This window comes from Streptomyces calvus, assembly GCF_006782915.1.
GTDB lineage: Bacteria > Actinomycetota > Actinomycetes > Streptomycetales > Streptomycetaceae > Streptomyces > Streptomyces calvus.
Map to the genome: position 1 here is coordinate 346,489 of NZ_VCNP01000010.1, position 21,851 is coordinate 368,339.

Annotated in this window: 18 protein-coding genes and 3 pseudogenes; 4 read left to right on the forward strand and 17 right to left on the reverse strand. The window is 75.6% G+C overall.

The window, feature by feature from the left end; all coding sequences use genetic code 11:
• The first annotated feature begins 29 nt into the window (after positions 1 to 29).
• On the forward strand, positions 30 to 965 hold the full coding sequence (locus FGW31_RS05825; protein ID WP_233288527.1) for a polysaccharide pyruvyl transferase family protein: 936 nt from the start codon (positions 30 to 32) through the stop codon (positions 963 to 965).
• A 509-nt stretch (positions 966 to 1,474) separates the two neighbouring features.
• Here the strand turns inward: FGW31_RS05825 and FGW31_RS05830 are convergent.
• The 12 genes and pseudogenes from FGW31_RS05830 to FGW31_RS05885 form a co-directional block, all read right to left on the reverse strand.
• Positions 1,475 to 2,371, reverse strand: coding sequence for a glycosyltransferase family 2 protein (locus tag FGW31_RS05830; RefSeq protein ID WP_142192249.1), 897 nt, complete (start codon positions 2,369 to 2,371; stop codon positions 1,475 to 1,477).
• The gene (locus tag FGW31_RS05835; RefSeq protein WP_142192250.1) at positions 2,368 to 3,237 is read right to left on the reverse strand and encodes a glycosyltransferase family 2 protein; all 870 of its coding nucleotides are present in this window, start codon (positions 3,235 to 3,237) and stop codon (positions 2,368 to 2,370) included. Before FGW31_RS05835 ends, FGW31_RS05830 begins: the two co-directional genes overlap by 4 nt.
• Positions 3,234 to 4,280 carry a glycosyltransferase family 9 protein gene (locus FGW31_RS05840; RefSeq protein ID WP_142192251.1) on the reverse strand — a complete coding sequence of 349 codons (1,047 nt, stop codon included), beginning with the start codon at positions 4,278 to 4,280 and terminating at the stop codon, positions 3,234 to 3,236. Before FGW31_RS05840 ends, FGW31_RS05835 begins: the two co-directional genes overlap by 4 nt.
• Complete coding sequence (locus tag FGW31_RS05845; RefSeq protein WP_142192252.1) at positions 4,277 to 5,689, reverse strand: adenylyltransferase/cytidyltransferase family protein; 1,413 nt, start codon at positions 5,687 to 5,689, stop codon at positions 4,277 to 4,279. Before FGW31_RS05845 ends, FGW31_RS05840 begins: the two co-directional genes overlap by 4 nt.
• Positions 5,686 to 6,267, reverse strand: coding sequence for a D-sedoheptulose-7-phosphate isomerase (locus FGW31_RS05850; protein ID WP_142192253.1), 582 nt, complete (start codon positions 6,265 to 6,267; stop codon positions 5,686 to 5,688). Before FGW31_RS05850 ends, FGW31_RS05845 begins: the two co-directional genes overlap by 4 nt.
• A complete protein-coding gene (locus FGW31_RS05855; RefSeq protein ID WP_142192254.1) occupies positions 6,267 to 7,484 on the reverse strand; it encodes a glycosyltransferase in 1,218 nt (405 codons plus the stop codon). Before FGW31_RS05855 ends, FGW31_RS05850 begins: the two co-directional genes overlap by 1 nt.
• A complete protein-coding gene (locus tag FGW31_RS35505) occupies positions 7,481 to 8,431 on the reverse strand; it encodes a glycosyltransferase (RefSeq protein ID WP_142192255.1) in 951 nt (316 codons plus the stop codon). Before FGW31_RS35505 ends, FGW31_RS05855 begins: the two co-directional genes overlap by 4 nt.
• Positions 8,428 to 9,426, reverse strand: a complete 999-nt coding sequence (locus tag FGW31_RS05865) for a glycosyltransferase family 9 protein (RefSeq protein ID WP_142192256.1) — start codon at positions 9,424 to 9,426, stop codon at positions 8,428 to 8,430. The genes FGW31_RS35505 and FGW31_RS05865 overlap by 4 nt, the downstream gene beginning before the upstream one ends.
• Positions 9,423 to 10,271 (reverse strand): D-glycero-alpha-D-manno-heptose-1,7-bisphosphate 7-phosphatase, encoded by an 849-nt coding sequence (locus FGW31_RS36190; RefSeq protein WP_373303379.1) that lies wholly within the window; start codon positions 10,269 to 10,271, stop codon positions 9,423 to 9,425. The genes FGW31_RS05865 and FGW31_RS36190 overlap by 4 nt, the downstream gene beginning before the upstream one ends.
• The gene (locus tag FGW31_RS05875; protein ID WP_142192257.1) at positions 10,268 to 11,275 is read right to left on the reverse strand and encodes a glycosyltransferase family 2 protein; all 1,008 of its coding nucleotides are present in this window, start codon (positions 11,273 to 11,275) and stop codon (positions 10,268 to 10,270) included. The genes FGW31_RS36190 and FGW31_RS05875 overlap by 4 nt, the downstream gene beginning before the upstream one ends.
• A gap of 77 nt (positions 11,276 to 11,352) precedes the next feature.
• Positions 11,353 to 11,490: pseudogene (locus FGW31_RS05880) on the reverse strand (carbamoyltransferase N-terminal domain-containing protein); the annotation flags it as partial.
• Positions 11,491 to 11,650: 160 nt separating this feature from the next.
• Positions 11,651 to 11,800: pseudogene (locus tag FGW31_RS05885) on the reverse strand (SDR family NAD-dependent epimerase/dehydratase); the annotation flags it as partial.
• Positions 11,801 to 11,853: 53 nt separating this feature from the next.
• On the opposite strand from FGW31_RS05885, the pseudogene FGW31_RS35510 reads away from it, so the two are divergent.
• Together FGW31_RS35510 and FGW31_RS05895 are read left to right on the forward strand one after the other, a co-directional pair.
• Positions 11,854 to 12,080 (forward strand): annotated as a pseudogene (locus FGW31_RS35510) (polysaccharide deacetylase family protein); the annotation flags it as partial.
• Positions 12,081 to 12,382: 302 nt separating this feature from the next.
• Positions 12,383 to 12,823 carry an SRPBCC family protein gene (locus FGW31_RS05895; protein WP_142192258.1) on the forward strand — a complete coding sequence of 147 codons (441 nt, stop codon included), beginning with the start codon at positions 12,383 to 12,385 and terminating at the stop codon, positions 12,821 to 12,823.
• Positions 12,824 to 12,948: 125 nt separating this feature from the next.
• Here FGW31_RS05895 and FGW31_RS05900 read toward each other — a convergent pair whose 3' ends face one another.
• From FGW31_RS05900 to FGW31_RS05920, 5 genes are all read right to left on the reverse strand, one after another.
• A complete protein-coding gene (locus FGW31_RS05900) occupies positions 12,949 to 14,100 on the reverse strand; it encodes an XdhC family protein (RefSeq protein WP_142192259.1) in 1,152 nt (383 codons plus the stop codon).
• A gap of 49 nt (positions 14,101 to 14,149) precedes the next feature.
• Positions 14,150 to 15,607: an NCS2 family permease gene (locus FGW31_RS05905; RefSeq protein ID WP_142192260.1), complete on the reverse strand. Its 1,458-nt coding sequence runs from the start codon at positions 15,605 to 15,607 to the stop codon at positions 14,150 to 14,152.
• Positions 15,608 to 15,821: 214 nt separating this feature from the next.
• The gene (locus FGW31_RS05910; protein WP_142192261.1) at positions 15,822 to 18,242 is read right to left on the reverse strand and encodes a xanthine dehydrogenase family protein molybdopterin-binding subunit; all 2,421 of its coding nucleotides are present in this window, start codon (positions 18,240 to 18,242) and stop codon (positions 15,822 to 15,824) included.
• Between the two features lie 2 nt (positions 18,243 to 18,244).
• Positions 18,245 to 18,817, reverse strand: coding sequence for a (2Fe-2S)-binding protein (locus FGW31_RS05915; protein ID WP_142192262.1), 573 nt, complete (start codon positions 18,815 to 18,817; stop codon positions 18,245 to 18,247).
• Positions 18,817 to 19,707 (reverse strand): FAD binding domain-containing protein, encoded by an 891-nt coding sequence (locus FGW31_RS05920; RefSeq protein ID WP_142192263.1) that lies wholly within the window; start codon positions 19,705 to 19,707, stop codon positions 18,817 to 18,819. The genes FGW31_RS05915 and FGW31_RS05920 overlap by 1 nt, the downstream gene beginning before the upstream one ends.
• 344 nt (positions 19,708 to 20,051) lie before the next feature.
• Here FGW31_RS05920 and FGW31_RS05925 point away from each other — a divergent pair, with 344 nt between their 5' ends.
• Complete coding sequence (locus FGW31_RS05925; protein WP_142192264.1) at positions 20,052 to 21,740, forward strand: PucR family transcriptional regulator; 1,689 nt, start codon at positions 20,052 to 20,054, stop codon at positions 21,738 to 21,740.
• The last annotated feature ends 111 nt before the right edge of the window (positions 21,741 to 21,851 follow it).

The following is a 21,851-nucleotide window of genomic DNA, read 5'->3' on the forward strand; positions in this document are numbered from 1 at the left end:
CCGCGTCGGCGGGGGCACTCGGTGCAACTGTGTACGGACGAGAAGGCGCGGGACCCCGCCGGGTCCTGCTGACCGGGTGGTTCAGCTTCCGCGACGGGGAGGCGACCGCCGGGGACGTGCTGGCGCTGCGCCGGGTGGAGCAGGTGCTCGGGGCGGCCGGTATGCCCTACGACGTCGTGTGGAGCCCGGGTTTCCGGCCGCACGCCCTGCACTTCGCCGAGGTGCGGCCCGCCGACTACTCCCACCTGGTGTTCGTGTGCGGGCCGCTGCACGGGCCGCAGATCGAGGAGCTGCACCGGCGCTTCGCGCACTGTGTGCGGATCGCCGTGGGGACGTCGGTGATCGATCCCGGTGACGCGGCCGTGACCGGTTTCCACCGGGTGCTGGCGCGGGACGCGCCCGGCGGCACGCCGACGGAGGACCTCGCGGCCCGCGCCCCGGCGGTGCCCGCGCGGCCCGTGGTCGGAGTGATCCTCACCCACGGGCAGCACGAGTACGGGCCGCTGCGCCGGCACGGTGAGGTCGCCCGTCTGGTGACGCGCTGGCTGGCGGGCAAGGACTGCGCGCGGCTGGAACTGGAGACGCGGCTGGACACCCGGGACTGGCACCTGAGCGCGACACCGGCCCAGGTGCAGTCGGTGCTGGCCCGTCTGGACCTGGTCGTCACCGACCGGCTGCACGGGCTCGTCCTCGCGCTGCGGGTCGGCACGCCGGTGCTGGCGGTGGACCCGGTGGCGGGCGGCGCGAAGGTGACCGCGCAGGCCAGGGCCTGCGGCTGGCCCGCGCTGCTGGCCGCCGACCAGGTGGACGCGCGCCGGCTGGAGCGGTGGTGGGACTGGTGCCTGACCTCCGGCCGGGTCGCGGCGCGGCAGGTCCGCGACTCCTTCCGCGAGGGCCGGGTGCCGGACGGCGCGGACCGGCTGCTGGAGGCGCTGGCACCGCCCGGTTCGTCATCGGCTCCGTAAGGGACCGCCCCGGCAGCAGGTGGTCGTCGTGCCCGAACCGGAGCCACCCGGCACGACGACCCCCACACAGCCCGTCCGGGCCCATCGCAGCAGCGTCCCGCGCAGCCCATCCGGCACCCCCCGGTACGCCCCCCCCCACGCAGCACGTCCGGCACCGCCCTGCACGGCCCACGCAGCCCGTCCCGGCACCACCCTGCCCGGCCCGCGCACCCCGTCCGGGTCCGTCCAACACGGCAGCCCGTCCGGGCACCGCCCTGCACGTCCCCGCGCACCCCGTCCGGGTCCGTCCAACACTGTCCCGCGCTGCCCGTCCGGGCCCGTCGCAGCACCGTCCCGCGCAGCCCGGCACGGCCCGCGCGGCCCGTCCCAGCACCGCCCTGCACGCCCCCCGAGCACCCCCTCCGGTCCCCTCACAGCACTGTCCCGCGCACCCCCTCCGGGCCCGCCCGCACCTGTGCTGCCGTCGTCCGGCTGCGGCGCCGGTGCGGCCCGTCCGTCCGTGCCGGCGGCTACCCGGTGTAGCGGCGGGCGGTGGAGTTGCGCTGGGCGGGTTCGAGGAGGCGGAGCCGGGACTCGACCTCGTCCGGCAGAACCCGGCGTTCCCGCAGTACCCAGGGCAGCGCGGCGGCCGCCTCGGCGAAGGCGCGCAGCGAGGCGGTGTCGCGCGGGACGGTGCGCGCCAGGTCGAGGGTGCGGCGCAGGGCGGGGCCGGCCGGGCGGCGCAGCCAGGTGAACCAGAGGGTGTTGCGGATGCCGTGCACCCGGCGCAGGGTGGCGTCCCGCACCGGTGACGCCTGGTGGTGGATGGTCAGGTGGTCGGCGTAGGTGAGCCACCAGCCGTCGGCCGCCAGGTCGGCGGCGAGCAGCTCCTCCTCGCCGCCGAGCCACAGCCGCGGGTGGAAGCCGCCGGCCGTGCGGAAGGCGTCGGTGCGCAGCACGGTCGCGGCGGCCAGGAAGGACCCGAGCGCGGGCCCGGGCAGCCAGTCGGGCCCCGGCACGGGCGAGTCGCGCAGTTCGCGGACGATCGGGTCCTCGGTGCCGTCGGGTTCGACGATGATCCGCGCGGTGACCGAGCCGAGCGCCGGGTGCCGGTCGAGCAGGTCGGCGGCGCCGGCCAGGGAGCCAGGCGACCACCAGGAGTCGTCGTCGCAGAAGGCGACGTACGGGGTGCGGACCTCGCGCACGGCGAGGTTGCGGCCGACAGCTCCGAGGTTGCGGCCGGGACGCAGCAACCGGACGCCGGGGTGGTGGCGGGCGACGGCCTCGGCGGTGCCGTCGGCGGAACCGTTGTCGGTGACGATCACCGGCGGGCGCTCGGGGAGCGCGCCGAGGTGGCCGAGCGTGCGCAGCAGTTCGGGGCGCCGGTTGTGGGTGATGACGACGACGGTGGTGCGCGGGTCGGTCATGCGGACGTCCCCTCCAGCAGGCGGGCGGCCCGTTCCACGTGCGGGGGCAGCGGCCTGCGTTCGCGCAGGGCGGCCGGCAGCCGGGTGAGGGCCTCCCGGAGGGCGCGCCGGGCGTGCTCGTCGCCGCGCGCCTCGGCGGCGAGGGCGCCGGTGCGGGCCAGGGCGTAGGGCACGGGCCGGCGCAGCCAGGCGGTCAGGACCGCGTTGCGGCGCTGGAGCGCCGGGCGGCCGGTGCGGGCGGCGGGGGCCGGGTGGTGGTGGGCGACCACGTCGGGGCAGTGGGTGACGCCCCAGCCGCGCGCGGCGAGGTCGTAGGCGAGGAGGGTCTCCTCGCCGCCGAAGAACAGCAGCCGGTGGAAGCCGCCGGCGTCGAGGTGGGCGCGGCGGCGGACGACGGCGCCGCAGGCGAGGAAGCCGAGGACCTGGGTGCCCGGCAGGTCGGTGGCCGGGCCGAGCGGGGAGGCGGCGAGGACGTCGTTGAGCGGGTCGGGTTCGGCGGCGGGGCCGACGAGGGTGCGGGCGGCGATCAGGCCGAGCCTGGGATGGGCGTCGAACAGGTCGGCGGCCCGGGCGAGGGCGCCGGGCGCCCACCAGGAGTCGTCGTCGCTGAACGCCACGTACGGGGTGTCGAGGGCGCGGGCGCCGTGGTTGCGGGCGAGGGCGCCGTGGTTGACGGGCAGTGCCAGGACGCGCACGTCGGGGAAGTCGCGGGCGAGCATGGCGCGGGTGCCGTCGGTGGAGGCGTTGTCGGCGACGAGGATCTCGGGCCGCTCGGGCAGGGCCGTCAGGTGCCGCAGGGTGACGGCGAGGCGGTCGCGGCGGTTCCGGGTGGCGATGACGACGCCGGTGCGGCGGGGGTCCGTCATGGCGCGAGTCCTCCTCCCGTGGCGGTGGGCAGTCGGTGGACGGCGTGCAGGACGTCGGCCGGGGTGATGCGCAGCAGTGCCGGGTCGGGGTTGCGGCCGTGCGGGTCGCCCTCGGGGCCGTGCCACAGGGCGATGTGGCGCGGGTGTGCGGGCGGGCCCCACCGGCTGGGCGGCACCGGGCCGAAGAGGGTGACGGTGGGGGTGGCGTGGGCGACCGCCAGGTGGGCGATGCCGGTGTCGCCGCTGACAACGGCGCGGGCGCCGGCGACGAGGGCGGAGAGCCGGTCGAAGGGCAGGCCGCCGGCGAAGACGTCCGTGTCGGGCAGGCCGGCCTGTTCGGCCAGGCGCGCCACCAGGTCGCTCTCCGCCGCGCCGCCGGTGACGACGACCCGTGCGCCGTGCCCGCGCAGCGCGGTCGCGACGGCCGCGTACCGTTCGACCGGCCAGCAGCGGGCCGGCGCGCCGGCGCCGGGGTGCAGGACGACGGCGCCGGGTGCGGGGGACGGGCCGGGCGGGCGGGGCAGCAGCAGGTCGGCGGGGTCGGCGTCGATGCCGTACGAGGTGAGCAGCCGGCACCAGCGGTCCCGTTCGTGTTCCTCGGCGTACCAGGGCGGGCCGTCGATCTCCGGCGTCCCGGGGTGCGCGAACGCCAGCAGGCGCAGCGGGCGCAGCCGCTGGAGCAGGCGGTGGCTGGGCGGCCCGTTGCCGTGCAGGTCGACGGCGACGTCCGGGGGCGGCCCGGTCCAGTCGAGGGCGGCCGGTACGGCGCGTCCGGGGGCGGAGGCGGGCAGCAGCCGGTCCACGGCACCGGTCGCCCGGACCACGGGCGTTAGCTCCGCGGGCGCGGCCAGCACGATCTCGTGGCCGGGGAAGCCGCGTCGCAGGGCGCGCAGCGCGGGCACGCCCGCCAGCAGGTCGCCGAGCCCGAGGGCGCGCAGGGCCAGCACCCGGCCCGGCGTCCGGCCTGGGCCGGCCGGCGGTGCGGTGGCGGCGGGTGCGGGTGGTGCGGTGGGCGGGAGGGGCCGGGTGCGGGGTGGGGTCATCGGGTGGGCTCCGCGGCGCGTTCCAGCATGGCCGTGGAGGAACGGCCGTCGAGGTACGGCAGGAGGACCGCCTGGCCGCCCCATTCCTCCAGGAGGCGGGCCTCGGGCAGGTCGGTGGCGGCGTAGTCGCCGCCCTTGACCCGGACGTCGGGGCGCAGGTCCGCCAGGAGGCGTGCGGGGGTGTCCTCGTCGAAGACGGCGACGGCGTCGACGCAGGCGAGGGCGCGCAGTACGCGCACGCGGTCGGTGAGCGGGCTGACGGGCCGTCCGGCGCGCTTGCGGTGCCGTACCGAGGCGTCGGAGTTGACGCAGACGACCAGGCAGTCGCCGAGTCCGCGGGCGGTCCGGAGCAGGCCGACGTGTCCGGCGTGCAGCAGGTCGAAGCAGCCGCCGGCGACGACGGTGCCGTGGGCGGTGCGGACGCGTTCCGCGACGGCGAACGGGTCGTCGCCGTCTGCGGGCGGAGGCGCGGCGTCCGGGCGGGGCAGGGCGCCCGCGCCGCCCGCGCCGACGAAGCCGCCCGCGCCGACGAAGCCGGTCGCGGCGGCGAAGCCGGTCGCGGCGGCGAAGCCGGTCGCGGCGGCGAAGCCGGTCGCGGCGGCCTCCCCGACGAGCGCCCCGTCGGCGAGCAGTCCGGCCGCCGTGGCGGCGAACCGGTCGCCGGCGCCGCAGCTGTCGCCGTGGTGCACGGCGGCGACGGGGACGAGCAGGGGGTGTTCGCCGTAGGAGAGGAGGGCGCCGCGGGCGTCGAGGGTGACCGCGACGGCGGCGGCCTGCCACTGCCGTACCAGGGCGGCGGCGTCGCGGGCGGCGGCGGCCGGGTCACGGCGCGGGGTGCCGTCGGCGGGGGCGAGGGGGCGGACCTTCTTCTCGGCCGGGGTGACCAGGCGGGTGCCGGGCGCCGGGGGTCCGCCGCGCGGGTGGGGGTCCCAAGCCAGCGGCGGGCGGGCGGCCAGTACGTCCCGCAGCCGGTCGGCGGTGCCCCGGCCGTGGTCGGAGACGAGGACGGCGGGCGCGTCCCGCACGGCCGCGCGGGCCGCTTCGGTGGCCGAGCGGGCCCGCCCGTCGCCGCGGTCCAGGCGGGCCACGGGCCGGTCCGCCGCCGGTACCCGGGTCTGCTCCGGCAGATCGCCGCTGAGCGGCAGCGGGAGCAGCCGGACCCACGGGTCGAGCAGCCGCTTCAGCTCCCGGCGCGCGGGGTCGTCGCCGACGCCCGCCTCCAGGGTGACGTCGCGGCCGTCGCGGGCGACGAGGTACGCGGTGAGGGCCGAGCCGCCGGGACGGGTGCGGTCGCCGTGGTCGTCGACGACCGGCACGGGCGTGTCGGGCGCGAGCCGTTCGGCGCGGCCGGCCAGGTCGCGGTCCAGCAGGGCGTCGCCGACGACCAGGAGGGGTGCCGGGCCCGTCATGCCACCTCCCGCTCCAGCACCGCGTCGGAGGCCGCGCACATCATGTGCACGGCCACCAGGCGGAGTTCCTGCACGGTGGCCGCGGTGGGCGCCTCCGCGCACAGGGCCTCGTCGCTGCCGGCCGTCAGCGGGTCGGGCGCGGGCCCGGTCAGCGCCCGCACGCGCAGCCCGGCCGCGCGGCCGGCGTCGGCGGCGGACGGCAGGTCGGCGCCGGCGCCGCTGGTGGACAGCAGCATCAGCACGTCGCCGGGGCGGCCGTGGGCGCGTACCCGGCGGGCGAAGACGGCGTCCACGCCGTAGTCGTCGGCGATGGCGGTGGTGCTGGAGGTCTCGGCGTGCGGGCCGATCGCGGAGGAGGCGGGCCGGTCGTCGCGGTAGCGGCCGACGAGTTCGGCGGTCAGGTGCTGTGCCTGGGCGGTGCTGCCGCCGTTGCCCGCGGCCGGCGGCCGGCCGCCGCCGGTGAGCACCCGGGCGAGCTGTGCGCCCCACCGCTCGGTGGCGTGCGCGCAGTCGCGGAACGTCCGCAGCAGGTCCCGGAGTTCGTCGCCGTGTCCGGTGACGGGCGGGTGCACGGTCATCAGGCCACCTCCTTCGGGGTCGCGTGGGCGGTCAGGACCTGGCGGTGCACGGCCTCGACGCCGTCGGCGACGCGGCTCCACGTGTAGTGGGCCAGGACGCGTTCGCGTCCGGCGGTGCCGTAGCGGCGGCGCAGTCCGTCCGCGGCGAGGAGTTCGCGTACGGCGGCGGCGACCGCGTCGGGGTCCTCGGGCGGGACCAGCCGGCCGGTGGTGCCGTCGGCGACGCTGTCGCGGTGGCCGCCGACGTCGGTGGCGACGACCGGCACGGCGCACGCCATCGCCTCCAGCGGCACGATGCCGAACGGCTCGTAGACGGGCGTGCACAGCACCAGGTCGGCGCTGCCGATGAGGGCCGGCATGTCGGCGGGGCTCACCGCGCCGAGCAGCCGTACCCGGTCGGCGACGCCGAGCCGGTGCGCGAGGTGCCACAGCCGCCGGGCCTCCGGGTCGCGGACGAGCCGGTCGGCGGGCGGGCCGCCGGCGATGACGAGTTCGGTGTCCGGGATCCGGGTCAGCGCCCGCACGGCCTGGTCGTAGCCCTTGCGGCGGACCAGCCGGCCGCAGGCGAGCAGCCGGTGCCGGCGCCGGCGCGCGGGCACGGACGTGCCGTCGGCGCCGGGGTGGAAGTGCGCGGCGTCCACGCCGCACGGCACGACCGACACCCGCCCGGACGCCACGCCCATCTGGGCGAGTTCGCGGACCTCGTCGGAGCAGGTGGCGAGGACGCGCGCGCAGGTGCTGCCGAGTTCCCGTTCGATGCGGAGGCGTTCGGGCGGGCTGGTGTCCCGCCAGCCCTGGTGACGGCGCTTGACGGTGCCCAGGGCGTGGTAGGTCTGCACGACCGGGAGGCCGTGCGGGCGGGCGCCGATCCGGGCGGCCAGGCCGGACATCCAGAAGTGGGCGTGCACGACGTCCGGCGGTTCCCGGTGCCAGGCTCGGGCGAGGTGGGCGCCGAACGCCAACATGTACGGCAGCAGTTCGTCCTTGGGGACGGACTCGGGCGGTCCGGCGGGCACGTGCTCGACGACCGCGCCGCCGGGCAGCGGCACCCGGTCGGGCAGCCGGTCCGTGTCACGGCGGGTGTACACCGTGACGCGGTGGCCGCGCCGGGCCAGTTCCTCGCTGAGCCGCGCCACGTACACGTTCTGGCCGCCGGCGTCGACGCCGCCGAGCGCGGCGAGCGGGCTCGCGTGCTCGGACACCATGGCGATCCTCATCGGGTCACCTCCTTCAGCAGCCGCTCCCAGTCGTCCAGGAAGCGGGACAGCCCGTAGCGGGCGAGCGCCGCCGCCCGTGCGCGCCCGCCGGCGAGGCGGGCGCGCAGCGGGTCGGCGACGAAGCCCCGTACGGCTTCGGTCAGTACGTCGATCCGGTTGGAGACCACCCCGGCCCCGGCCGGTACGGACTCGGTGACCTCGGTGGTGGCGAGGGCGACGACGGGCATGCCCAGGTGCATCGTCTCCAGCAGGGACAGCCCGAGCGACGTCCGGCGCACCGGGTGGACGTGGACGCGGCGGCGGGACATCTCCGTGTGCGGGCGGGCCTGGGTGAGTTCGTGGGCGCGGCAGCGGTCGGGCGGCAGGGCGAGGTGTTCGGCCAGGTGCTCGGTGCGCAGGCCCAAGACGTCGAGGGGTGCGGCGGCGGCGAAGGCGGGCAGCAGGTCGGTGCGGGTGGCGCGGCCGCGCCTGACCGGCTCGTTGACGACGACGGCGGCGCGCGGCAGTTCACCGGTCCAGCGGTGGCCGGGGTCGACGACGCCGTGCTCGGTGACGGCGGTCGGGGCCGGACCGGCGTCCCGCATCAGGCGGTTGAAGTGGGTGACGTGGGCGAGGGTGACGCCGGGGATGTCCGCGGCCGGGTGGCGGGTGTCGGGGACGTTCCCGTGCGGTGCGTCGTGCTCCACGTGGACCAGGGGCGGGCGGCGGCCCAGCAGGCGGTCGCCCAGGGCGGGTTCGTGCGGCCGTTGCAGCACGACGACGTCGATGTGCTCGTCGCGCAGGCGTTCCGCGGGCACTTCGACGACCGAGTCGGGCCAGTCGAAGGTGCGGGCGCGGCCGAGTCCGTCGGGTCCGCGGTCCGGGGTGACGGGGACGACGCAGGTGTGCGGGCCCTGCACGAAGGCCGTGGTCCACGACCCGTGCACGTGCCACAGCAGGATCCTCATGCCACCTCCACGAGTTTGCCGACGGCGGCGACGACGTCGTGCCCGGTCACCTCGTCCAGACAGGGGTGGCCGGGAACGGGGCACTGGCGGGCGCGGGTGCCGGCGCACGGCGCGTGCTGGTCGCCGAGCAGCACGTACGGCACCCCGTACGGCCGCCAGCGCTCGGCGGGGACGACCGGCGCGAACAGCGACACCACCGGGGTGCCGACGGCGGCGGCCAGGTGTGCGGGGCCGGTGTTGCCGGTGACGACGCAGTCGGCGCCGGCGAGCACTCCGGCCAGTTCGGCGGCGCCGGTGCGGCCGCCGAGGTCGAGGGCCACCCCGGCGGCGACGTACGCGGTGAGGTCCCGCTCCCCCGCCCCGCCGGTCACCACCACCCGGTACCCGGCGGCGGCGAGTTCGCGCACCGCCTGCGCGCACCGCGCGGGACTCCAGGCGCGGGCGGGCACGCTGGCGCCCGGGTGGACGACGACGTACCGGCCGGTTCCGGTCAGCCCGTCGGCCGGGGGCGGCGGGAGGACGCGCAGCCGTCCGTCGTCGGGCCGGGGGAAACCGGCGGCCGCGGCGAGGTCGAGCGCGGCCTGTACCTCGTGGGCGTGCGGGGCGCGGTGGTGGCGCACGTCGAGGAGGGAGCCGGGGTAGTCCTCGCTGTCCGCGGCGATGAAACGGACCCCGGCCAGCCGCAGCAGCAGGGCGGTGGGCAGCGGGGACTGGTGGAAGGAGGTGAGGACCAGGGCGGTGTCGGTGCGGGTGGCGGCGACGGCGGCGAGAAGTGCGTCGATGTCCTCGCGGTCGACCGGGGGCGGCTGCAGCCCGGTCCAGGGGGACTCCCAGACCAGTACCCGGTCCACGCCGGGCAGCAGCCGGGCGGCGGGCGCGCCCTGTGGTCCGCACAGCAGGGTGACGGTGTCGGCGCGGGCGGCGACGGCGCGTACGGCGGGCCCGGCGAGCAGCACGTCGCCGAAGCTGTCGAGCCGGGTCACGAGGGCCTTCACGGGGCCCTCCCGACGACCGTGCCGCCGGAACCACCTACGGGACCGTCCGGTTCGGCAGCACCGGGACCGTCCGTGCGGTGCGTCCGGTCCGGTACGTCCGTGCGGTTCGCTCGGTCCGCTCGGCTCAGGCGGTCCGCTCGGTCCGCTCGGCTCAGGCGGTCCGCACGGTCCGTGCGGTTTGTTCGCTCCGCTCGGTCTTCTCGGTCCGGGCCGGTCGCCTCCTGCCCTCTCGCCGCCTGTGCGGAACCGTCCGTTTCCGCCGCGCCCGCGGGGTCCTCCGCGCCGTCCGGGCCGTCGGGGGGCGCGGAGTCGTCGTCGTCCCGCGCAAGCCCGTTCAGCACCGTTCGTACGGCGGTCAGGAGGTCCGGGGCCACGTGCGGGGCGGTGTCCGTCTCCTCGGGGCGGGTCTGCGGGGTGGGGACGAGGATGCCGTGGGCGCCGGCGCGGCGCGCGGCCTCCATGTCGGCGCCGATGTCGCCGACGACGACGCAGTCGGCGGGGTGCACGCAGATCCGGCCGGCCGCCCACAGCACCATGCCGGGCTGCGGTTTGCGGCAGTGGCAGCCGTCGTCCGGGCCGTGCGGGCACAGCGCCCACACGTCGAAGGGGCCGAGGAGTTCCTCGATGCGCCGGTTGACGCGGCGGACGTCGGCCTCGCTGAGCAGGCCGCGCGCGATGCCGGACTGGTTGGTGACGACGCCGGTGCGGATCCCGCGGGCGCGCAGTGCGTCGAGTGCCTCGCGGGCGCCGTCGACGGGTCGCACCAGGTCGGGGTCGGCGTTGTAGGGGACGTCGTGGACCAGGGTGCCGTCGCGGTCGAACAGGACCGCCTTCACCGGGCTCATCGGACCGTCTCCCGCCAGGCGGTGGCGTTGCGGTGGCGCCAGGCGCCGGCCAGCCGGTGCCAGGTCGCTGCGGGCGGGATGGCCACGCTGGTGACCAGCATGGTCGTCACCTCCTCACGGGTCCGCGGTCCGGGGACGATGCGGGCGCGGGCGAACTCGGCGGTGCCGGCCGCCCAGCCCAGCGCGCAGGCGCCGGCCGCCCGGCGGTGTCCGGTGGCGGCGAGGGCGCAGGCGGCGGCCCCGGCTGCGGTGATCGCGGCGTGCCGGCGGATCCGGCCGCGCGGCGCGACCGCCTTGTCCCACCAGTCGGGCCCGTGCAGGTGCCGCATCAGGGCGTCGTCGGCGTTGCCGCGCTGCTGCGTGAGCGAGGCCCAGCGGGAGGCGGGGCGCACCGGGTGCAGGGTGGTGCGGCGGCCCCGGCGGATGCGCCAGCCGGCGTCGAGGAGGCGCAGCGCGAGATCGGCGTCCTCGCGGAAGGCGCGGGGGAAGCGTTCGTCGAAGCCGCCGACCTGTCGCAGGGCCTCCGTGCGGTAGGCCATGTCGGCGGTGATCCAGCGGGCCCGGGCGAGCCCTGCGGTGCCGCGCTCCCAGTCGGTGGGGCGGCGCCCGCCGGGCAGCGGCACGGTGATGACGCCCTGGACGCCGGCGGTGTCGGGGGACGCCTCCTTGAGGTCGTGGACGAGCTGCGTGTACCAGTGGGGTCCGACCTGCACGTCGTCGTCGAGGAAGGCGACCCAGGGCGCGGTGACGGTGCGCAGTCCGGCGTTGCGGGCGGCGGCCGGGCCGCGGCCGCCGGAGGTGACCACGGTGGTGCGGGCGCGCAGGTCGCCGAGGACCGTCAGCGCGTGTTCCAGCGTCCCGGGGTCGGCGGCGCCGGGCTCGGGCCGGTCGTCGACGAGGACGATCGCCTCGGGGTGCGGCCCCGTCGCCGCGGCCAGCGCGGCGAGGCAGTCGGCGAGGGTGTCCCGCACCAGGGTGGGGATCACCACGGCGTACGACGTCATCCGAGCGCCCTCCCCCTGCGCACCGCGTACGGGCCGATGGCCGGCGGGTCGACGGGGGCGGAGCCGAAGCAGTCCAGGGCGGAGAACGGCAGCGGGCGCTTGCCGTGCTTGCGCCTGCTGAAGCGCTCCTCCTCGGCCGCCGCCACGGTCCGGCCGTCGACGACCAGGGCGGCGGCGGGGTCGTGGAACAGGGCGTTGATTCCGAGGGTGCGCATGGGGTGGATGCTCCGTCCCTGTGACATGTGGTGCCGCGGGGAGGCGGGTGCCGCACTCGCAGCTGTCTCAAACACTTGGAGACAGCTCAGCACGGTCTGCGCTGGTACGCGATGGTTCGCAGTGCTTTGTCCGGTGGTACCTGTGCCCGTGCGGGACGGTTCAGGCAGCCTCCGCCCGCGAGAACCAGCCAACGGTGCGGGCCAGGCCCTCGGTCCAGCCGGTACGGGGCTGCCGGCCGGGTTGTTCCCGGGCCAGCCGGGTGTCGGGGCGGCGGCGGCCCGGGTCGTCCACGGGCCGGTCCACGAACCGGCTGGAGCCGGCCCGCCGCATCGTCGGCCTGACCGCTCCGCCTCCCGGACCCGGCGAAGGACTATGCGACCACCGACTCCGACCTGATCACCCGCCGCGTCCTCGCCGGGGCCTCGCGCAACGGCGTCATCCTGCTCCACGACCTCCACGACCTCCACGACGGCACGGTCCCGGCCGTCCCCGGCATCATCGACGCGCTGAAGAAGCGGGGCTTCGTCTTCGTGACGGCCCTCAGCTCCTCGCTCCGGGAACGGCGGAACCGGGAGAGGTCTACCGGTGAGGGCGACGGTCGTGCGGGTACGGACGTCGAGCGGGACACGACGACCGACCCGGCACGGCGGTCCGCCGACCGGGTATGGCGGTCCGAGGACCAGGTCGGCAGTCCGCCCACCGGGTACGGCAGTCCGCCAGCCGGGCACGGCAGTCTGTCGGCCCGGCACGGCAGTCCGTCGACCGTAGGCGGCGGTGCCTGCCCGGGTACGGCAGTCCGTCGACCGTAGGCGGCGGTGCGGCGACTGGTCCGGCCGGGTGACCCGCACCCGGTCCTGCCGTCGCCCGGACGCGGTTGCCTAGGATCGTCGTGTGGCCACCTTCCTCGTCCAGCGCACGGCACCCCTCCCCCTCGACGAGGCGTGGCGGAGGCTGACGGAGTGGCCCCGGCACGCGGCGGTCGTGCCCCTCACCCGGATCACGGTGACCACTCCTCCGCCGACGGGCGTCGGCACCAGGGTCGTCGCCCGCACCGGCCTCGGCCCGCTCGCCTTCGACGACCCGATGGACGTGACGGTGTGGCGGCCCCCGGTGGACGACACGCCGGGGCTGTGCCGCCTGGAGAAGCGGGGCCGTGTCGTGCGCGGCTGGGCGGAGATCGAGGTACGGCCCGGTCCGGGCGGGCGGACGCGGGTGCGGTGGCAGGAGGAGATCCGGCTGCGTTTCCTGCCGGCGTCCATGAACGCGGTGGTGGCACGGGCCGGCCGCCAGGTCTTCGGTCGGGCGGTGAACCGGCTGCTCCGGCAGCCGTGACACGGCAGCCGTGAGGCGACAGCCGTGAGCGACAGTCGTGAGACCCATCGCCTCCGCTCCCCGCCGGCTTCGCCGCCCCGACCGGTTCCGCTCCCCGGCGGTCCCGCTCCCCTGACCGGCCGCGCTCAGGCCACCGAGCCGATCCGGCCCGCCGGTCCGCTCCCGCCGTCGTGGTGGATCGGCGTGTGGGCGCCGGTCAGCGGCAGCCCGCTGCCGCCCCGCCGCTCCGCGACGATCTCCGCCGCGATCGACAGGGCCGTCTCCTCCGGCGTACGGGCACCCAGGTCCAGCCCGATGGGAGACCGCAGCCGGGCCAGCTCCAGCTCGCTCACGCCCACCTCACGCAGCCGCTCCAGCCGGTCCAGATGGGTGCGGCGCGAACCCATCGCACCGACGTACGCCACCGGCAGCCGCAGCGCCAGCTTCAGCAGCGGCACGTCGAACTTCGCGTCGTGCGTCAGCACGCACAGCACCGTACGGGCGTCCACGGACGTCCGCTCCAGGTACTCGTGCGGCCACGCCACGACCACCTCGTCCGCCTCCGGGAAGCGGGCCCGCGTCGCGAACACCTCACGCGCGTCGCACACCGTCACGCGGTGGCCGAGGAACCGGCCGACCCGTACCAGCGCCGACGCGAAGTCGATCGCGCCGAACACGATCATCCGGGGCGGCGGCACCGAGGACTCCACCAGCAGCGTCAACGGCTGACCGCACCGCGAGCCCTGCTCGCCGACCTCCAGCACGCCCGTGCGCCCGGCGTCCAGGAAGGCGCCCGCCTCCGCCGCCACCGTGCGGTCCAGCTCCGGATGGCCGCCGAAGCCGCCGTCCCGGCTGCCGTCCGCGCGCACCACGAGCGCCCGGCCCACCAACTCCCGCGGCCCGCTCACGATCCGAGCCACCGCCGCCGCCTCCCCACGGGCGGCGGCGGCCAGTGCCGGCGCCAGCACCGCGCGGACGCGATCCGCCGCGCGCACCGGCGTGACCAGGACGTCGATGACTCCGCCGCAGGTCAGCCCCACGGCGAAGGCGTCCTCGTCGCTGTAGCCGAAGCGTTCCAGGACGGTCTCGCCGTCCGCCAGCGCCTGCCGGCACAGCTCGTACACCGCCCCTTCCACACAGCCCCCGGACACCGACCCCACCGCCGTGCCCCCGGCATCCACCGCGAGCGCGGCGCCGGGCTGCCGCGGCGCGCTTCCGCCGACCGCCACCACCGTGGCGACCGCGAAGTCACGCCCCTGCTCCACCCACCGGTTCAGCTCCTCGGCGATGTCCAGCATGTCTTCAGTGTCCTCCGGGTTCGTGTGGAAGGTTGCGTGCGGCGGCGGGCTAGTGCACGCCCAGCCAGCTCTCGATTGGGGCGAGGCCGAAGTAGACGAGGAAGACCAGCGTCAGGCCCCACATGAAGGCGCCGATCTCCCGGGCCCTGCCCTGGGCGGTCCTGACGGCCGCGTAGGAGATGACTCCGGCGGCCACGCCCGCGGTGATGGAGTAGGTGAACGGCATGATCACCACGGTGAGGAACACCGGGATCGCCGTGGCCCGGTCGGCCCAGTCGACATGGCGGGCGTTCATCATCATCATGGCGCCGATCACCACCAGCGCGGCGGCGGCCACCTCGCCCGGCACGATCGCCGTCAGCGGGGTGAAGAACAGGCAGGCGGCGAAGAACAGCCCGGTGACGACGGAGGACAGGCCCGTACGGGCGCCCTCGCCGACGCCGGTCGCCGACTCCACGAACACCGTCTGCCCGGACGCGCCGGAGACACCGCCGATCGCACCGCCGGCGCCGTCGATGAACAGCGCCCTGGACAGGCCCGGCATCCGGCCCCTGTCGTCGGCGAGTCCCGCCTCCGTGCCCACGCCGATGATCGTCGCCATCGCGTCGAAGAAGCCGGCCAGCACCAGGGTGAACACGATCATGCCGACGGTCATCGCGCCGACCTCGGCCCAGCCGCCGAACTCGACGTCGCCGAAGACGGAGAAGTCGGGCATCGAGACGGCGCCGCCGTGCAGTTCGGGGGCGCCGCTCGCCCACTGCTTCGGGTCGATGACACCGAAGGCGTTGAGGACGACGGCGAGCACGGTGCCGCCGACGATGCCGATGAGGATGGCGCCGGGGACGCCCCGCGCCTGCAGCATGAAGATCGCCAGCAGCGTGAGGGCGAACAGCAGCACCGGCCAGCCGGCCAGTTCGCCGGCCGGGCCGAGCGTGACCGGCGTGGCCTCGCCCCGGTGCACGAATCCGGCCTTGTAGAAGCCGATCAGGGCGACGAACAGGCCGATGCCCATGGTGATGGCGTGCTTGAGCGCGAGCGGTATCGCGTTCATGATCATCTCGCGGAGGCCGGTGACGACCAGCAGCATGATGACCACGCCGTACATCACGCACATGCCCATCGCCTGCGGCCAGGTCATCTCGGGCGCGACCTGCGAGGCGAGCACGCCCGAGACGGACAGGCCGGCGGCCAGGGCGAGCGGCACCTTGCCGAAGAAGCCCATCAGCAGCGTGCTGACGGCGGCGGCCAAGGCGGTCGCGGTGATCAGGGCGGTGCGGCCGAGGGTGTTCCCGGCGGCGTCCTCGCCGGACAGGATCAGCGGGTTGAGCAGGAGGATGTACGCCATCGCCATGAAGGTGGTGACGCCACCGCGCACTTCACGGGCGACGGTGGATCCTCGGTGCGTGATGTGGAAGTACCGGTCGAGCCAGGACCGTCCGGCCGGGACGCGGGTTCCCGCGCCCGCGTCCTCGGCGGTGGTCCTCGGCTCCACGGACTGCTGGGTCATGGTGCCATCTCCCAAGGTTCACAGGGGCCCCCGTGGCTTCGGCGAAGCGCACGGGATTTGGGAGGTGCCAGACCCGGGGGACGGCCCGGTACTGCACCTTCGGTGGGGTACGGCGCCGGGGCCGTCTCGGGGTGTCGGCGGTCGCCCGGCGCCGGGTGCCGCCGCGCCCGCCCGTGCCGCCCTGCGGGGGCCGGGGTGCGCGACGGCGACGGGGTCACACCGTGCCGGTGAGGTGTTCCGGGCGTACCGGTGTTCTGTTCAGTTCCAGGCCCGTGGCGTCCCGGATGGCCGCGAGGACCGCCGGAGTGGACGACAGGGTGGGTGCCTCGCCGACGCCGCGCAGCCCGTACGGGGCGTGCTCGTCGGCGAGTTCGAGCACGTCGACGGGGATGGTCGGCGTGTCGAGGATCGTGGGGATGAGGTAGTCCGTGAAGGAGGGGTTCTTCACCTTCGCGGTCTTCGGGTCGACGACGATCTCCTCCATGACGGCCACGCCCAGCCCCTGGGTGGTGCCGCCCTGGATCTGTCCGACGACGGACAGCGGGTTGAGCGCCTTGCCGACGTCCTGGGCGCAGGCCAGTTCGACGACCTTCACCAGGCCGAGTTCGGTGTCGACCTCGACGACGGCGCGGTGCGCGGCGAAGGAGTACTGGACGTGCCCGTTGCCCTGCCCGGTGCGCAGGTCGAACGGTTCGGTCGGCCGGTGCCGCCACTCCTCCTCGACCTCGACGGCCTCGTCGCCGAGGACGTCCACCAGGTCGGCGAGCACCTCGCCGCCGTCGGTGACGACCTTGCCGCCCTCCAGCAGGAGTTCGGCCGTCGCCCACGCCGGGTGGTACGGGCCGAAGCGGCGCCGGCCGAGCTCGAGGACCTTCTCGCGGACCAGCTCGCAGGCGTTCCTGACCGCGCCGCCGGTGACGTACGTCTGCCGGGAGGCGGACGTCGAACCGGCCGAGCCCACCTGGGTGTTGGCGGGGTGGATGGTGACCTGGGCGACGCCCAGCTCGGTGCGGGCGATCTGCGCGTGGACGGTGACGCCGCCCTGGCCGACCTCCGCCATCGCGGTGTGCACGGTGGCGACCGGCTCACCGCCGACCACCTCCATGCGGACCCGGGCGGTGGAGTAGTCGTCGAAGCCCTCGGAGAAGCCGACGTTCTTGATGCCGACCGCGTAGCCGACACCGCGGACGACGCCTTCGCCGTGCGTGGTGTTGGACAGGCCGCCGGGCAGCTGGCGCACGTCGGCGCCCTCGCTGGACTCCCACTGGCGCTCCGGCGGCATCGGCATCGCCTTGACGCGGCGCAGGAGTTCGGCGACCGGCGCCGGGGAGTCGACCGGCTGCCCGGTGGGCATGAGCGTGCCCTGTTCCATCGCGTTGCGCTGCCTGAACTCCACCGGGTCCAGGCCGAGTTCCTTCGCCACCTTGTCCATCTGCGCCTCGTAGGCGAAGCACGCCTGGACCGCGCCGAAGCCGCGCATGGCGCCGCAGGGCGGGTTGTTGGTGTAGAGGGCGATGGCCTCGATCTCGACGTCGTCGACGACGTACGGTCCGACGCCGAGCGAGGAGGCGTTGCCGACCACGGCCGGGGAGGCGGAGGCGTACGCGCCGCCGTCGAGGACGATGCGGCACTTGACGTGGGTCAGCTTGCCGTCGCGGGTGGCCCCGTGCTCGTAGAACAGCTTGGCCGGGTGGCGGTGGACGTGGCCGAAGAACGACTCGAAGCGGTTGTAGACGATCTTGACGGGTTTGCCGGTGCGCAGCGCCAGCAGGCAGGCGTGGATCTGCATGGACAGGTCCTCGCGTCCGCCGAACGCGCCGCCGACGCCGGCCAGGGTCATCCGTACCTTGTCCTCGGGCAGGCCGAGGACGGGTGCGATCTGGCGCAGGTCGGAGTGGAGCCACTGGGTGGCGATGTAGAGGTGGACGCCGCCGTCCTCCTCGGGCACGGCGAGCCCGGACTCGGGGCCGAGGAAGGCCTGGTCCTGCATGCCGAAGGTGTACTCGCCCTCGACGATCACGTCCGCGCGACGGCGGGCCGCGGCGACGTCGCCGCGCACGATGGGCTGGCGGTGGACGATGTTGGGGTGCGGGACGTGCCCGATGTGGTGGTCGTCGCGGTTCTCGTGGACGAGGACCGCGTCCGGCGCGAGCGCGGAGGCCTCGTCGGTGACGACGGGCAGGTCGCGGTACTCGACCTTGATCTTCGCGGCGGCGCGGCGCGCGGTCTCCGGGTGGTCGGCGGCGACGATCGCGACGGGCTCGCCGTGGTGGCGGACCTTGCCGTGCGCGAGGACCGGGGTGTCCTGGATCTCCAGGCCGTAGTGCTTCACGTCGGCCGGCAGGTCGTCGTACGTCATCACGGCGTACACGCCCGGGGTGGCGAGGGCCTCGGAGGTGTCGATCGACACGATCTCGGCGTGGGCGACCGTGGAGCGCAGGATCTGGCCCCAGAGCATGTCCTCGTGCCACAGGTCGGAGGAGTAGGCGAACTCGCCGGTGACCTTGAGGGTGCCGTCCGGGCGGAGGGTGGACTCGCCGATGCCGCCGCGGGTGCCGGAACCCTGCGTGATCCTGGTGGGAACGCCGGTGGGCTGTCCCTGCGCGGACGCGGCCGGGAGCTTGTGGGACGGCATGCTCAGACCCCCTCGGACTGGCGGGCGGCCGCGAGGCGGACCGCGTCCATGATCTTCTCGTAGCCGGTGCAGCGGCACAGGTTGCCCGACAGCGCCTCGCGGATGTCCGCGTCCGTCGGGTTGGGGTTGCGCTCCAGCATCTCGTCGGCGGCGACCAGCAGCCCCGGCGTGCAGAAGCCGCACTGGACGGCGCCGGCGTCGATGAACGCCTGCTGCACGGGGGCCAGTTCGGTGCCCTCGCCGGTCCGCGAGTCGGCGCCGCCGGCCTGCCACTGCCGGGCCTCGTCCAGCGAGGTGCCGTGGGACGCCGTGCCGCAGGCGCGCTGCCTGGCGAAGTCCGCCAGGCCCTCCACGGTGACGACCTCGCGTCCCTCGGCCTGGCCGGCGGCGACCAGGCAGGAACACACGGGCACGCCGTCCAGGCGGACCGTGCACGATCCGCACTCGCCCTGCTCGCAGGCGTTCTTGGAGCCGGGCAGGCCGAGCCGCTCGCGCAGCACGTACAGCAGCGACTCGCCCTCCCAGACGTCGTCGGCTTCCTGCGGGCGTCCGTTGACGGTGAAGTTGAGTCGCATTACGCGGCCCCCTCCGTGATGCGGTGGGCGCCGCGGTACGACTCCCAGGTCCAGGTCAGGGTGCGGCGGGCCATCACGCCGACCGCGTGGCGGCGGTAGCCGGCGGTGCCGCGGACGTCGTCGATCGGGTTGCAGGCGGCGGCGCACAGATCCGCGAACCGCTTGGCCACCGACGGAGTGATGATCTTCCCGTTGTCCCAGAAGCCGCCCTCCTCCAGGGCCGCGTTCAGGAACTCCTCGGCGGCCTTCGCCCGGACGGGAGTGGGCGCGGCGGAGCCGATGCCGGTGCGGACGGTCCGCGTCTCGGGGTGCAGGGCCAGGCCGAAGGCGCACACCGCGATGACCATCGCGTTGCGGGTGCCGACCTTGGAGAACTGCTGCGGGCCGTCGGCCTTCCTGATGTGCACGGCGCGGATCAGCTCGTCGGGCGCCAGCGCGTTGCGCTTCACGCCGGTGTAGAAGTCGTCGATGGGGATGCGGCGCGCTCCGCGCACCGACTCGACCTCGACCTCGGCGCCGGCGGCCAGCAGCGCCGGGTGCGCGTCGCCGGCCGGGGAGGCGGTGCCGAGGTTGCCGCCGACGCCGCCGCGGTTGCGGATCTGCGGGGAGGCGACCGTGTGGGAGGCGAGCGCGAGGCCCGGCAGCTCGGCGCGCAGGTGCTCCATGATCCGCGAGTACGGGACGGAGGCGCCCAGCCGCACGCTCTCCGCGCCGACCTCCCATTCGTAGAGATCACCAATGCGGTTCAGGTCCATGAGGTACTCGGGCCGGCGGTGGTCGAAGTTGATCTCGACCATCACGTCGGTTCCGCCCGCGATCGGCACTGCGGCGGGGTGCTCGGCCTTCGCGGCGAGCGCCTCCTCCCAGCTGGCGGGGCGAAGGAAGTCCATGACCGGCTCTTTTCTTCGTCTCGTGGGGCGTACAGATTGAGCCAATCCGTGTGCGGCGGGCCAGGCTCGTCATGTGTCGTTCACTCGGAGTGAGGCCAGTACACCGCCGGGCGGCGGCTCCCGGTCAGTCACGGAAAACATGAAGGAGTTGGCTGGCCAACAACGCCATCTTGTAGATTCGTATGAACGGAGGCCCTCCCCAGTCTCCTCACCTTCCTCCGGATCCACGGGACACCGTCCGGGAAACGGCCGACACCGCTGATCAGCCACCCCGCGCGCCCTCGCCGGAAGATCCCTCCGACGGTCATGCACACCTATCGAGACACAGAACGGCGGCGACGAGAATGCGGCTGCGCGCACTGCTGGACACGGACGCGCTGGGCCTGAAGCTGCTCGGCGGCGAGGACGAGCTGGACCGCACGGTGCGCGGGGTGATGACGACCGACCTGAGGGACCCCAGCCGCTACCTCTCGGGCGGGGAACTGGTGCTCACCGGCCTGGCCTGGCGGCGCGACGCCGCGGACTCCGAGCCGTTCGTGCGGATCCTGGCGCAGGCCGGGGTGACCGCCGTCGCGGCCGGTACGGCGGAGCTGGGGGACGTTCCGGACGACCTGGTCGTGGCCTGCGCCCGGCACCGGCTGCCGCTGTTCGCGGTGCACGAGTCGGTCGCCTTCGCCACCATCACCGAGCACGTCGTACGGCAGGTCTCCGGCGAGCGCGCCGGCGACCTCGCGGCCGTCGTGGACCGGCACCGGCGGATGATGACCTCGGGTCCCGCGGGCGGCGGCCCCGACGTCGTGCTCGACCTGCTCGGCTCCGACCTGGACCTGCGGGCCTGGGTGCTGTCGCCCACCGGCCGGCTGATCGCCGGGTCGAAGGTCGCCGGGACGCGCGGGGCGGGCACGGCGCTGCCCGCCGACGTGTGCGCGCGGCTCGCCGCGGAGCAGCTGGCGGCCACCCGCACCGGCCGGCGCGGCCCCCACCGGGTCGCCCTGGGCCAGACGACGTACAGCCTGTTCCCGGTGCGCAGCAGCGGGCGCGGGGTACCGGCGGTGCGGGACCCTCGCGAGACGGTGCTGTCGGACTGGCTGCTGGCGGTGGAGGCGGACGCCGGCGACTGGGCCGAGGAACGGCTGGACCTGCTGCACGGCGTCACCCAGCTGATCGCCGTCGAACGGGACCGCAGGGACGCGGCCCGCACGGTCCGGCGGCGGCTCGCGCAGGAGGTGCTGGAGCTGGTGCAGACCGGCGCCGCGCCCGCCGAGGTCGCCGCCCGGCTGCGGGTGGCCGCTCCGGTGCTGCTGCCGAACCTCGGGGCCGCGCCGCACTGGCAGGTGGTGGTCGCCCGCGTCGACTGGGACGGCGGGGAGGTCGAGGGCGGGCCGGTGGCCCAGGCGCTGCTGGAGGAGATCCTGGTCGACCCGGCGGCCACCGGCCCCGAGCACTCCGACCGCATCGCGGTCGCCCACGCCGGGGACGAGGCGGTCGCGCTGGTGCCGCTGCCCGCGGTGGCCGGGGAGCACGACGACACGGGCACGGGCGTCGCCGCCGACGTGCTGCTGGAAGCCGTACGCGGCCCGCTCACCGCGGGCCTCGACGGCGACGGCCGGCTCACCCTCGGCGTGTCCGCCGCCGTGCACTCGGCGGAGGGCCTGCGCGGGGCGCTGGAGGAGGCGCGGCACGCCCGCCGCGTCGCCGCCGCCCGCCAGGGCCGGGTCTGCGCCGCCGGACACCAGGAGCTGGCCTCGCACGTGCTGCTGCTGCCCTTCGTCCCCGACGACGTGCGGCGGGCCTTCACGGCGCGTCTGCTGGACCCGCTGCGGGACTACGACCGCCGGCACCGCGCCGAACTGATCCCCACCCTGGAGGCGTTCCTCGACTGCGACGGCTCCTGGACCCGCTGCGCGGCCCGGCTCCATCTGCACGTCAACACGCTGCGCTACCGCGTCGGCCGCATCGAGCAGTTGACGAGCCGGGACCTGTCCCGCCTGGAGGACAAGCTGGACTTCTTCCTGGCTCTGCGGATGAGCTGAACGGCCGAGCGCCGCGCGCCGGTTCGGGCCCGCGGTCCACGACTTTGTGAAATCCTTCACCCACCCTCTTGGCCGGGCCCTGTGGTTCGTGCTGAGATGCGGCCACCACTC